Origin of the sequence: Sphingobium sp. BHU LFT2, from assembly GCF_018604485.1 — a bacterium.
Lineage (GTDB): Bacteria > Pseudomonadota > Alphaproteobacteria > Sphingomonadales > Sphingomonadaceae > Sphingobium > Sphingobium yanoikuyae_A.
The window spans coordinates 1-12,447 of record NZ_JAFCGW010000027.1; the positions used below are offsets into that span (position 1 = coordinate 1).

Below are 12,447 nucleotides of genomic sequence, written 5' to 3' on the forward strand. Positions count from 1 at the left end.
GTAACTCAATTTGGGAATATTTTATCAGCTGAGATGAGGCCACCGGTCTGGGCCAAGCGCGATCTCGGTAACGGACAGGAGGCAATCGTCCAGCGCGCGGAAAAGCGTGTCGCGATCGATATGCTGACCGATAAAGACCATTTCCTGCCGACAATCACCTGCTGGTTCTTCCCATTGTCCCATAATCGCGTTTTTGCGCTCTTCATCCGTCGGCCAATCGCGGGAAGGAATGAAGTTCCACCAGCGCCCCACATAGTCCTTCCGGATCAGGCTGCCGGCCTGCGATATGCTGCCAATTTCTGTGAAGCGGGCGGCGTTCCAGAAATAGCCCTTGGCACGCAACAAGCGCCCATTGTCCCAAGGGCGGCTCAGAAATTCGTCAAAGCGAGTTGGATGGAAGGGCGCGCGGGCGCGATAGACGCAGGACGCGATGCCATATTCCTGCGTTTCCGGCACATGGTGTCCACGCAGTTCCCGCAGCCAGCCGGGTGCCGCTTCCGCCTTTTCCAGGGAAAACAGGCCGGTATCCATGATCCAGTCCAGCGGAATGTCGCCCATGCGCACGGGCCGTATCGCCGCTTTCGGGTTGAACGTGCGCAGGATCGCGATCAATTCTTCCGCAGCGGCTTCCGACACAAGATCGATCTTGCTGACCAGGATGACGTCGGCAAATTCGACCTGATCGCTCAACAGGTGAGACAGGTCGCTCTCCGCGCCGCCCTCGACCTGCTGGTCGGACTCGAGATCGCGCAGGAAATGCAGCGCGTCCACGACCGTCACCATCGTGTCCAGACGCGCCACATCGGCCAATGTCCTGCCGGCGTCGTCGATGAAGGTAAAGGTTTCGGCGACTGGCCGGGGTTCGGAAATGCCTGAGCTTTCGATCAGCAGATAGTCGTAGCGTCCCTCCGCCGCGAGCTGCGCAATCTGTTCCAGCAGATCCTCGCGCAGGGTGCAGCAGATGCAGCCGTTTGTCATTTCGACCAGCCGTTCCTCCGACCGGCTGAGCATCACGTCCCGCACAACATCGGCAGCATCGATGTTGATCTCGCTCATGTCGTTTATGATGATTGCCACCCGGAGGCTCTGGCGGTTTTTCAGGACATGGCTGAGCAACGTACTTTTCCCCGCGCCGAGGAAGCCGGATAGGACAGTGACGGGCAAGCGCGTATCGGTCATGCAACCACTCTTCATATGGAGAAGGCCGCTCCGCATCTGTTAACGGACGCGGCGCGGCAGAAGCGTCAGGCTGGTTCGAGATAGCCTTCGAACAGGTCCACGACCACGGCGGCGGCGTCCGTATCGTCGCCCCACAGATCGGCCGCCGCAAATTCCACATGCAGCGTGGGTTCCGATCCGCAATCATTGCGGCCATGACCGATGGCGTCGGGAAAGGGCCATTGCTCACTGGTACGATGCGTGACCGTGCCTGTCTTGCCCCGGCAATAGGCAGGATAGCGGACATGGCCGGCAAAATGGTCGTCGCGCACGCGAACGCGATCGCCCACGGCGAATATGGTGCGATCCAGTCGCGGCGGCCGCCCCTGCGACAAGGCAGGCCGGGCGAGCGGGAAAGGCTTGCCCGTCGCCTCTTCCAGTTCCTGCTGCGTCAAAATGCCCTTTTCTACCAGCAGCGACGCCACGCCCACGACATAGCGTTCATAATAGGGCGTCATCAAATAATAGAGCGGCTCTAGCCGCTCGACCGCATGGCGCACTTCATCAATGCTGAATACGCCCTTTTCCACGCCCATGAAGATGCCGCCATAGCCGATGGCTTCCCAATCATGATGAAAGGGGCCGCCCACATCTTTGTCTGCCATATGATCGACGCGCCCGAAGCCCTGCATGCCGGCGAGGTCATGTATGCCGTCCATAATCCGATCCTTTTCCTGAAGTGACCAGCAATCAGCCTGCCTTGGGCAGGGCGACGCCGATCAGACAATCCTTGGTGACGATCTGCGCCAGTTGTTCAGCGCTCCAGCCCTCGGTACCGTTAGGGCGCTGCGGCAGCACCATGTAGCGGGTCTCCGCAGTCGTATCGTACACCTTGATGGCGACGGTTTCAGGGATGTCGGTGCCCATTTCCGCCAGCACCTTGCGCGGCTCGCGGCAGATGCGGGCGCGATATTCGAAGCTTTTATACCATTGCGGTGGCAGCCCCAGGATCGGCCAGGCGGTGCAGGAGCATAGCGTGCAGGTGATGACATGCTTGACGTCGTCCGTATCTTCCAGCGCAACGATATATTCGCCCTGCGGCCCCAGATAGCCATATTCCCCCACCGCAGCGGTGCCGTCAGTCAGCAGCTTTTCGCGAAAGGCTGTGTCGGTCCAGGCGCGCGCCACCAGTTCGGCGCCGCGGCGGGGGGAGAAATCCTCCTCGAAGACCTTCTTCCAGCCCTCGACATAGCCTTCGGATGCGAAACTCTTATCCTTCAACACCTGATAGAGCGCCCGTGCGCGCTCTTCGGCCGGGGCCTGCAATGGCAGGCCGGGCCGGTCATCATGCATCTCTTCTACCCCGGACATTCCCATTTCCTCTTTCTTTGAGAGCGGGTCGACGGGCCGGCCTGTTGCCGGACGGGCGCCGTCGTCGGGGGAAGACTGAACGCAAGGCCGGGCGCATGTATTGCCCGATCCTGCCCAGCTGTTGACACATCTTGCGGGAAGCATGGCCGAGTGTGCGGTCCTGCCTGAATCGCAAGAAATGCCAATGAGTTCGCAAGGCGTGGAAATATCCGGCACCCACTCCAGCTATGATCCAGACCATTGCTCGCCTGCCGGTATTGGTACTGCGGCGAGACGCTGGGATAAGGATAACAGGCCTCATGGAATCCGCGATCGACACCCATTTGCAATGCCCCCGCACCCTCTCGCGCCGGGTAGCGGACGATTATAAGCCGCCATTTCCGATGTGGGTCGCGCGGGCCGATCCTTCGCTCAAGCAGGTGGTGATGGGCCATTTCGGGGTGCAGTCGACAAGCGGTGATGAACAGGCGCGCGCTGCCTCGCTCGACGCGCTGCGGCACATCGTCGCCAGCTTTCAGGGCGCCGACGGGCCGGGACATTTCGATCTGGTCGACTATGCCGACACCGACGGCCATGATAACCGCATGGCGATCGCTTATTGGACCGATCCGGCCGCCTTTGCCCGCTGGGAAACGGCGGCGCCGGTCCGGGACTGGTGGCAGGCCGAAGCGCGGCTGTCCGACGGCATTGGCTATTTTCGTGAGATCATAGCGCCGCGCGTCGAGCAATTCGAAACCCTGTACGGCTTTCAGGATGCGTTCCCCGGCGTCGGCGCGGTGATGGACCGGGGCGGCAGCGAGGTGGAGGAACATGGCTATTGGGGGTCGATGCGCGATCGCATTCCCGCGTCCCAGACCGACTGGATGGCGGCGACGGGGGATCTGGGCATCGCCAGTGGCGATCCGCAGACCCGCGGGCGCGTCGTCATCGCCGGCCATGACAATCTCTGCCTCATCCGATCGGGCCAGGATTGGGAGGAAGCGGACGCAGAAGAGCGCGCGCTCTATCTGGACGAGATCGAGCCGACATTGCGCGCCGGCATGGATTTCCTGCGCGATGAGGGCGGGACTGTCGGCTGCTATTCCAACCGCTATGTCCGCCATATCGATCTGGACGGACGGGCGATCGACCAGAGTTTCGACCTCGGCCTCTGGCGCTCGCTGGACCTGCTGGAGCGCTGGGCGGAATCGCATCCGACCCATTTGCGCATCTTCGTCACCTTCTTTCGGGTTGCGACCTCGCTCCAGAAGCTGCGCCTCTATCACGAGGTGCTCGTCGCCGATGCCGCCGATCAGCATTATGAATATATCAATTGCCATCCCAACACCGGCCTGATGCGCGACGCGCGCTCTGCTGCCCGCTGAAAAAGGGACTTTCCATGACGCTTGTTGCACCGACCCCGGCCGAACTGGCCGACATCGCCGCCAGCCTGCACATGACCCTGCCGCCTCATGAGGTGCAGGATTATCATGCCCTCGTCACAGGCTTTCTTGCCGACTATCAGGCGATCGACGCGCAGCCGGACGAGGTGCCTGAACTGCGCTATCCCCGCGCGCCGGGCTATCGACCCGATGGCGCGGAAAGCTGCGGCAATGCCTGGTACTGGAAAGCGACGATCGAGGGCGCGCCCACCGGCAAGCTGTTGGGCAAGACGATCGCGATCAAGGACAATATCAACGTCGCCCAGCTGCCGATGATGAACGGCTCCGCAACGTTGGAAGGCTTCGTACCGGGCTTCGACGCGACGGTCGTGACGCGCGTGCTGGACGCGGGCGCGACCATATTGGGGAAAGCGACCTGCGAGCATTTCTGCCTGTCGGGGGGCAGCCACACATCGGACCCCGCACCGGTCCACAATCCACGACGGGCCGGCTATTCGGCCGGTGGCTCCTCCTCCGGCAGCGCTGCGCTGGTGGCGGCCGGCGAAGTCGACATGGCGCTGGGCACGGATCAGGGGGGATCGGTGCGTATCCCCTCTGCCTTCTGCGGCGTGGTGGGGATGAAGCCGACCCACGGGCTGGTGCCCTATACCGGGCTGATGCCGATTGAGGCGACGGTTGATCATTGCGGCCCCATCACCCGGACCGTCGGCGACAATGCGTTGCTGCTGGAAGTGCTGGCCGGGCCGGACGGCATGGACCCGCGGCAGCGGGGTGCGCCGACGCAGGATTACACGGCTGCGCTGGATGGGGGGGCAAGGGGCCTGCGCATCGGGCTGGTCGAGGAAGGTTTTGCCTTGCCCAACATGATGCCGGCGGTGGCGGACAAGGTCCGGGCCGCGGCGCGCCGATTCGAGCAACTGGGCGCAACGGTGGAATCGCTGTCCGTGCCGGAGCATCAGCTGGCGACCGCGCTCTGGACGCCGATCGGGTGCGAAGGGCTGCTGGCCCAGATGATGATCGGCAATGGCGGCGGCCATAACAGCATCGGGTTGCAGGATGTGGCGCTGATCGACCATCATGCCCGCTGGCGCGAACAGGCCGATGCGCTGTCTCCTTCGCTGAAATTGTGCATGATGGTCGGCGCATATGGGCAGCGGGTCCATGCAGGCCGCTATCATGCCAAGGCGCAGAATATCCGTCTTCGCGTCAAGCGCAGCTATGAACGCCTCTTTGCATCCTATGACCTGCTGCTCATGCCGACGCTCCCGATCGTCGCATCGCGCCTGCCCAATGCCGACGCTCCGGTGCCGGAGATCGTCGCCAGGGCGCTGGAGATGATCGGCAATACCGCCGCCTATGATGTCACCGGCAACCCGGCCTTGTCGCTGCCCTGCGGGACGGTTGACGGCCTGCCTGTGGGCTTGATGCTGGTGGCGGGCGATCATCGCGAGGCCATCATCTATCAGGCGGCGGCCGCTTACGAGCGGGCCGTGGACTGGGAAAAGCTGTGAACCCGGCCGGGCAGCGTATGCAGCAGATCGACCGGCGCATTGCCGATCGGCTGGCGGCGAGTTTGGAAAGCCAGAAGTCCGATTATCTGATGCGCACGCTGGGGATCAGCGTCAACACATGGGTCAAGATACGCAATGGCCAGCCCATCCGTGCGTCGGTCGCCCAACGTCTGCTCCAGCGCATCGGTCAATGGCCGGACCAGGGAGAGCCATTCGACCGAACGCGACCCGCCGTCCTTGGGGCGGCCGGTCCTTTTTATGATCCCATGCCCAGGATGACGCCGTTCAACTTGCGATACTGGCCGGGCGACATGCCGGTCGCCTTGCGGAACACCCGGTTGAAATTGGCCTGCGATCCAAAGCCGGTTTCCAGTGCGATCTCCACCAGCGACAGCCGACCCAGCGCCAGCCTTTCCTGCGCGACCTGGATGCGCCGTTCCATCACGTAACGATGCGGCGTCAGGCCGGTCGCGCGGCGGAACAGGCGGGTGAAATGAAAGGGGCTGAGGCACGCCTGCGCCGCCAGTTCCTCCAGCGACAATTCCGTGTCCAGCCTGTTCTCGATCAGGTCGACCACGCGTTTCAGCCGGGCGGGGTCCAGCGTGCGCGCGGCCCGCACTTCGGCGTGGCGCCAGTGGTCGGCAGAATATTGGCTGACCAGATGCGCCGCCAGCGTGGTGCGCATCCCATCCACCAGCAATCGGTCAGTGGGCGCCGGCCCCCGCTCCATCAATGTACGGAAGGCGGTCGCCATCTGGACCAGCAGCGCATCGTTCATGCCGCCCGCATAGCCCAGCCGCGCCTTGCCCGGATCAATGTCATAGGCTTCCAGCGCCGCCTGTTCCAGCAAGGTGGGCGGCAGGAAGATATGCAGGCATTCGTCCATATGGGCAGAGAGGCGGATGTCGCTTTCATACGTGCCGGCCGGACAGATCCAGGAGGTGCCGGACCGGGCGAAGGCTTCCTGCGTCTGGCCATCGCCGGTACGTCGCACGCTTAACTGCCCGGACAGCAGCACACCGATTTCGGTGCATTCCAGGCCGAGATCTGCCAGCAGCCCGGCCTCATGCCGCCACAGTTCGATGCGCAGCCCGGACCATTCGACTATTTCAGACAGTCGATGCCCGGTTATATATTTCCTGTCCCCATGACTGTTCAGCAGCATCTGTTTCTACCCCATCAGGGGATTAAGACTCAGAGTGGCCGGCAGCACAAGCGCAGCATCCCAATCGAGCAGGAAATGACAAAGAGTGCGCAAGAGCGGGCAATATCTTGCAGCGCGACTGCGCCATCCAACAGATTATGGAATCGGCAAGTAACGGCATGAAGATGCCCTGATGGATGCCGACCCATCGCATGATTGAAAAACAAAAAATGCCGCAGGGCATCGCAAACTAGGTTGCGGTGAACAGGAACTGGCTGCGCCCAAAAGCCGCAGCTTGGCGATCATTTCATGATGATAAGGGGAAGATAATTGCGCTACACTCATCCACATCTGTCGGTATCGTTGCTCGCCGTCGCGACATGCGCGATTGTTCAGCCCGGACTGGCGCAGGTCGCGACTGCCGAACCCGCGGCGCAGCAGCTGGTCCAGCCATCCGGCGGACTGGATGAAATCGTCGTCACCGCCCAGAAGCGCGCCGAAAATCTTCAGGACACGCCGATCGCGGTCACCGCGTTCAATGCCGAGTCTCTCGCCAACAAGAATGTCGAGGATATTTCCGGCATCGCATCCTTCACGCCGAACCTGCAATTTGATTCCACCGCGCCACTCAGCGGCGCATCCTCTGCCGCGATCGTCTTCATTCGCGGCGTCGGCAAGTCGGGCTACCAGGTGACGGACGATCCGGGCGTGGGCACCTATATCGACGGCGTCTATGTTTCCAGTTCGGTGGGCGGCGTGCTCGAGGTGCTCGATGTCGAACGGATCGAGGTGCTGCGCGGACCGCAGGGCACGCTGTTCGGGCGCAACACGATCGGCGGCGCGATCAGCGTGACGACTAAGCGCCCGTCCGATATGCCGGAAGGCGCGCTGGAGGCGACCTATGGCAATTATGATCGAATGGAAATGCGGGGTTCGATCGACACGCCAATTTCCGATACGCTGCGCACCAAGCTGATCTTCGGCTACAAGCGCGCCGATGGCTGGTCGCATTTGCTGGCGGCCGATTATCCCGCGCCGGCCCATAATAACCGCAGCCAGCGCACACCCGGCGACGTCAATCGCGGCTCAGCACGATTGGCGGTGGAATATCAGCCGTCGGACGCCTTCAACCTCTATCTGACCGCCGACGTTTCGCGCATTCGCGAAGCCACGGTGCCGTCCGCCGCGCTCGCTGTGCCGCTCGATGGTACGCTGACCGCAGCCTATAACGCAAATGATGCGGCGGTCATTGACGTGCCCGGCTATGGCACGGGCGTCCTTTATGACGATCGCTGGGTCGTGGCGCCCGGCAACAAGCGGGGCACCTATCAGACCGGTCCCAATGGCACGAATCTCAACGTCACCGGTTTTGCCGGCACCGCCGAATGGAAAATCGCCGACGATCTGACCTTCAAGTCGATCACCGCCTTCCGCCAGGTCAGCGGCAGCTTCAATCGTGATGCCGACAACAGCCCGCTTCAGGTCGTCGATTGTTTCAGCAATTTCCGGCAGAAGCAATTTTCGCAGGAAGGCCAGCTGGTCGGCTCGGCCTTCTCCGATCGGCTGGAATATATCGGTGGCGCCTATTATTTCAAGGAAAGCGCGGTCGATGACTATCGCTGCGCGCTGCCGCCTTCGATCGGCACGATCATTGTGAAGTCCGACGCCGACAATAGCAGCTATGCCGCCTTCGGCCAGGCATCGTTCAAACTGTCCGACGCCATCAAGCTGACGGCTGGCATCCGTTACACCCATGACAAGAAGTCGCTGCTGCCCGATTTCATCTATGATCCGGCGGCTGGCGGCGCATATGCGGGCGTGCGCACCGTACCCTATGGCCGCGTCACCAACACATTTTCCAACGTCTCGCCGCGCTTCAGCATCGATTATAAATTGTCGCGCGACGTGCTGCTCTACGCCTCCTATTCGCGGGGCTACAAGGGCGGCGGCTTCAATGCCCGCACCGTGGCGCCGCGCCCGGACGTGTTGGCCTTCACGCCCGAAAAGCTCGCCACGCTGGAGGTCGGCACCAAGCTGGAGATGCTCGATCGCAAGGTGCGCCTCAACCTCGCGGCCTTCACCACCAAATATCAGGATATCCAGATCACCGTGATCGAGGATTTCGCCCCCGGCACGCAAAATGGCGGCGATGCGCGGATCAAGGGGTTCGAAGCGGAACTAGCGGCTAAGCCGACCGACCGGTTGACGCTGAACGCTTCGCTGGCGCATCTGGACACTCACTATACCAAATTGCTGCCGCTTTCTTCGCTGGTGCGGCCGGAATTTCAGGTGCGCATGTCCAACAAGCTGTCCAATTCGCCCGAATGGTCGGCCAGCGCCGGGTTCGATTATCGCATTCCGGTTCCGGCGCTGTCCGGCGATGTCAGCCTGCGCGGCGACTGGTCCTACAATAGCAAGATCTACAATGACGACATCAACTCAGTCTGGCTGACGCAGAAGGGTTACAGCATCTTCAACGCGCAGATCGCGTATGAGAATGACGATGGCAACTGGGATCTGGTCGTCTGGGGCAAGAATCTGGGCGACAAGCAGGTCATCTTCAGCGGTGACGCCAACGCGGCGGCGGGGTTCGTGCAGGGCAATTACAGCGCCCCGCGCACCTATGGTGTGACCTTCCGCCGCCGCTTCTGATCCAAGAGGGGGGCGCCGGCGGGATATGGCCCGCCGGCGCATAAAATGAAATTACAACAGGACAGGATGAAATGACGGCCAGCTATGTGTCGGGATGCAGCGACCATCCGCTTCTCTACCAGACGATCGGCGCGGCCTTCGCCGACATGGCGGTGCGACATGGCGATCGCGACGCCATAATCGTGCGGCATCAGGGCGTGTGCCTGAGCTATGCGCAACTGGCAGCAAAGGTCGACGCCTTTGCCAGCGGCCTGTTGGCAATAGGGCTGGAACCGGGGGACCGGGTCGGCATCTGGTCGCCGAACAATCTGGAATGGGTCGTGACGCAACTGGCCACTGCGAAGGCCGGCCTCATTCTGGTCAACATCAATCCCGCCTATCGCATCGCGGAACTGGACTATTGCCTGAACAAAGTAGGCTGCCGGGCATTGATTTTTGCGCAGCGGTTCAAGACCAGCGACTATGGCGCGATGATCGCAGACTTGGTGCCCGAAGCCGCGCATACCGCACCCGGGGCGCTGCGGGCGGCTCGGTTGCCCGATCTGCAATGGCTGATCGCCATCGGGGAGGGCGGATTGGCCGGTGCGCTGCCTTTCAACCATGTTGCCGCCTATGCCAATGTGGACAGCGATGCCGTTCTGGCAGCCCTTGCAGACAGACTCCAGCCCGAAGACCCAATCAACATCCAATTCACGAGCGGTACGACCGGTTCGCCCAAGGGGGCGACGCTCAGCCACCACAATATCCTCAATAACGGTCTTCATTCCGGACGGCGCATGCTCTTATCGGAACAGGACCGGATGTGCATACCGGTGCCGCTCTATCATTGCTTCGGCATGGTGCTGGGCGTGCTTGCCTGCATCACGCACGGTGCCTGCATGGTCTTTCCGGGGGAGGCGTTCGACCCCGGCGTCGTGCTGCAATGCGTGGCGGAAGAAAGCTGTACCGCCCTGCATGGCGTGCCGACCATGTTCATTGCCCAACTCGACCATCCCGATTTCCCTACATTCGACCTGTCCAGCCTGCGTACCGGCATCATGGCCGGCGCTCCTTGCCCGGTAGAGGTGATGGAGCGTGTGATCGCCCAGATGCACATGCGCGACATCACCATCGGCTATGGCATGACTGAGGTCAGCCCACTCAGTTTCCAGACCATGCCGGAAGACAGTCTGGAACGGCGGGTGGAAACGGTCGGCCGGGTCCATGATTTCGTCGAGGCCAAGATCGTCGACAGCCGGGGGCGCGTGGTTCCGCGCGGGGAACAGGGGGAAATCCTGTTCCGCGGCTACAGCTTGATGAACGGCTATTGGGACGATGCCGAACGCACAGCCGAGGCGATCGACCCACGTGGCTGGATTCATTCAGGCGACCTCGCGACCATGGATGCGGAAGGCTATGTCCGCATCACCGGGCGCACCAAGGACATGATCATTCGTGGCGGCGAGAATATCTATCCCCGCGAGATCGAGGAATTTCTGCACCGCCATGTCGATGTCCAGGAAGCGCAGGTCTTCGGTATTCCCGACAGCCATTTCGGAGAGAAGGTCTGCGTCTGGATACGATCGCGCAACCCCGATCTGACCGAAGATGCCATACGCGAATATTGTCGGGGGCAGATCGCACATTACAAGATTCCGCAATATGTACGCTTCGTCGCGGAGTTCCCGATGACAGCCACGGGTAAGGTACAGAAATTTGTGATGCGCGATATCATGAGTGCAGAGCAACAAGCATAAGCACTCCATTTGTTTGGATGAACGATAAGCCGCGCCTTGCTTGGCTCCCCCCAAAGCGCATGAGTTTGGGTGGAGGTATTCTACTCGCGCCATGCGAGGATAGCGGATAGGGTGGATGGCTCCCGCTCACGGCATCTAAGTGCCAAAATGGTTTGCTGTCAGGCAAACCCGAGCAAAGGAACCATCCGCCAGGGAGATTATCACGATCGGCCTGGATGTAACCAAGAATGTTTTCCAGGTTCACGGCATAAACGCAGCGGGCAAGGTCGTTGTCCGCAAAGCGTTGCGCCGAGCCCTGTTGCTCCCGTTCTTCAGGAAGTTGCCGCCATGCTTGGTCGGAATCGAGGCCTGCGGCACCTCCCATCACTGGGCGCGCGAGTTGATCGGGTTGGGTCACGGGGTGCGTCTGATGCCACCGGCCTACGTCAAACCCTATGTTAAACGCGGTAAGAATGACGCTGTCGATGCCGAGGCGATCTGCAAGGCGGTCACGCGCCCGACGATGCGGTTTGTCGTTGTGTAATCGCGCGAGCAGCAATCCGCGCTGTCCCTGCAGCGCGCCTTAAGCTTGCTGGTGGAGCAACGCACACAGCTGGTGGACATGATGCGCAGTATGTTGGCGGAGTTCGGGATCGCTATTCCGGAAGGCCTTGAGAAGGCGCTTTCTATGGCAAGGCAGATTTTTGATAAGAAGTCGGTACAGGCCTTCCCGTGGAGGCAAAGATGGTGGTTGCCACGCTGTCGCAGCAAGTGATCGACACACATGTCCGGCTCCGGGAAATCGACAAGAGCCTTGGCGCCTTGCAACGTAGTGACGACGTCGCACGATGCCTGTCCACCATCCCCGGCATTGGACCTGTTTGCGCGACGGCTTTTGCTGCGTCGGTGACCGATCCCCATCAGTTCCGGTCGGGGCGTCAGTTTGCAGCCTGGCTGAGTTTGAGTAGCGCTAGATTTCTGGACGCCTTCTATCCTAATTTTGAGGACAGGAGACGACGATGGGGAAGCCCAATTTCAGCATGAGTTTAAGCGTGATGCGGTGGCCCAGATCACCGAGCGCGTGTGTCCGGTAGCGGAGGTGTAGCTGCGCTGGCCTCCGGCTCCGAGCGGCTCGGCGTCAGTCAGCATTCGCTTTACGCATGGAAGCGGCAACTGGCGAAGGTGGTGTCTGGCGATGCCGGTTGAAGCGCGAGCCGGTCCGGGTGCTATCTGGCTGTCCTGATCACCTCGACTCGCGCCGTGTGGTGGATTGGACGATGCAGAGCCGGCATACCATCGATGTGGTCCTACAGGCGGGCTGTACTGTCGGGACGTGCCGGCGCACCGCTCGCATCAAACATTTCCTTTTTTATGGTTTGAAATTCGTCCGAGATATGACGCTTTGTATTTGAATAGGCCACTTCACCCGAACGATAGTGGATAATTTTATAGCCGCTTCCATATCTTAATCGGCGGTCCATCATCTCTCGATACAAAGCGCTCATGATGAGCGC

9 protein-coding genes and 1 pseudogene are annotated in these 12,447 nt (G+C 61.2%); 5 read left to right on the forward strand and 5 right to left on the reverse strand.

Going from position 1 to position 12,447, the window contains the following annotated elements; translation table 11 throughout:
* Positions 1–24: 24 nt before the first annotated feature.
* From JQK15_RS24810 to nthA, 3 genes are all read right to left on the reverse strand, one after another.
* Positions 25–1,179: a GTP-binding protein gene (locus JQK15_RS24810; RefSeq protein WP_214868987.1), complete on the reverse strand. Its 1,155-nt coding sequence runs from the start codon at positions 1,177–1,179 to the stop codon at positions 25–27.
* A 65-nt stretch (positions 1,180–1,244) separates the two neighbouring features.
* Positions 1,245–1,877, reverse strand: coding sequence for a nitrile hydratase subunit beta (nthB, locus tag JQK15_RS24815; RefSeq protein WP_214868989.1), 633 nt, complete (start codon positions 1,875–1,877; stop codon positions 1,245–1,247).
* A gap of 31 nt (positions 1,878–1,908) precedes the next feature.
* Positions 1,909–2,529, reverse strand: coding sequence for a nitrile hydratase subunit alpha (gene nthA, locus JQK15_RS24820; RefSeq protein ID WP_214868991.1), 621 nt, complete (start codon positions 2,527–2,529; stop codon positions 1,909–1,911).
* Between the two features lie 299 nt (positions 2,530–2,828).
* On the opposite strand from nthA, the gene oxdA reads away from it, so the two are divergent.
* A complete protein-coding gene (gene oxdA, locus JQK15_RS24825; protein WP_214868993.1) occupies positions 2,829–3,893 on the forward strand; it encodes an aliphatic aldoxime dehydratase in 1,065 nt (354 codons plus the stop codon).
* Positions 3,894–3,907: 14 nt separating this feature from the next.
* Positions 3,908–5,422 (forward strand): amidase, encoded by a 1,515-nt coding sequence (locus JQK15_RS24830; protein ID WP_214868996.1) that lies wholly within the window; start codon positions 3,908–3,910, stop codon positions 5,420–5,422.
* A 256-nt stretch (positions 5,423–5,678) separates the two neighbouring features.
* Here the strand turns inward: JQK15_RS24830 and JQK15_RS24835 are convergent, their stop codons facing one another.
* Positions 5,679–6,587, reverse strand: coding sequence for a helix-turn-helix domain-containing protein (locus JQK15_RS24835; RefSeq protein ID WP_214868998.1), 909 nt, complete (start codon positions 6,585–6,587; stop codon positions 5,679–5,681).
* Between the two features lie 309 nt (positions 6,588–6,896).
* On the opposite strand from JQK15_RS24835, the gene JQK15_RS24840 reads away from it, so the two are divergent.
* From JQK15_RS24840 to JQK15_RS24850, 3 genes and pseudogenes are all read left to right on the forward strand, one after another.
* On the forward strand, positions 6,897–9,218 hold the full coding sequence (locus JQK15_RS24840) for a TonB-dependent receptor (protein ID WP_214869000.1): 2,322 nt from the start codon (positions 6,897–6,899) through the stop codon (positions 9,216–9,218).
* A gap of 71 nt (positions 9,219–9,289) precedes the next feature.
* The gene (locus JQK15_RS24845) at positions 9,290–10,954 is read left to right on the forward strand and encodes an AMP-binding protein (RefSeq protein WP_214869002.1); all 1,665 of its coding nucleotides are present in this window, start codon (positions 9,290–9,292) and stop codon (positions 10,952–10,954) included.
* Positions 10,955–11,093: 139 nt separating this feature from the next.
* A pseudogene (locus JQK15_RS24850) lies at positions 11,094–11,899 on the forward strand (IS110 family RNA-guided transposase); the annotation flags it as partial.
* Positions 11,900–12,240: 341 nt separating this feature from the next.
* Here JQK15_RS24850 and JQK15_RS24855 read toward each other — a convergent pair.
* Positions 12,241–12,438 carry a hypothetical protein gene (locus tag JQK15_RS24855; protein ID WP_214869004.1) on the reverse strand — a complete coding sequence of 66 codons (198 nt, stop codon included), beginning with the start codon at positions 12,436–12,438 and terminating at the stop codon, positions 12,241–12,243.
* Positions 12,439–12,447: the final 9 nt, after the last annotated feature.

Coding starts and splice junctions, on each gene's coding strand:
- JQK15_RS24810 (WP_214868987.1), bottom strand. CDS start 1,179: ATGACCGATACGCGCTTGCCCGTCACTGTCCTATCCGGCTTCCTCGGC.
- nthB (WP_214868989.1), bottom strand. CDS start 1,877: ATGGACGGCATACATGACCTCGCCGGCATGCAGGGCTTCGGGCGCGTC.
- nthA (WP_214868991.1), bottom strand. CDS start 2,529: ATGTCCGGGGTAGAAGAGATGCATGATGACCGGCCCGGCCTGCCATTG.
- oxdA (WP_214868993.1), top strand. CDS start 2,829: ATGGAATCCGCGATCGACACCCATTTGCAATGCCCCCGCACCCTCTCG.
- JQK15_RS24830 (WP_214868996.1), top strand. CDS start 3,908: ATGACGCTTGTTGCACCGACCCCGGCCGAACTGGCCGACATCGCCGCC.
- JQK15_RS24835 (WP_214868998.1), bottom strand. CDS start 6,587: ATGCTGCTGAACAGTCATGGGGACAGGAAATATATAACCGGGCATCGA.
- JQK15_RS24845 (WP_214869002.1), top strand. CDS start 9,290: ATGACGGCCAGCTATGTGTCGGGATGCAGCGACCATCCGCTTCTCTAC.
- JQK15_RS24855 (WP_214869004.1), bottom strand. CDS start 12,438: ATGAGCGCTTTGTATCGAGAGATGATGGACCGCCGATTAAGATATGGA.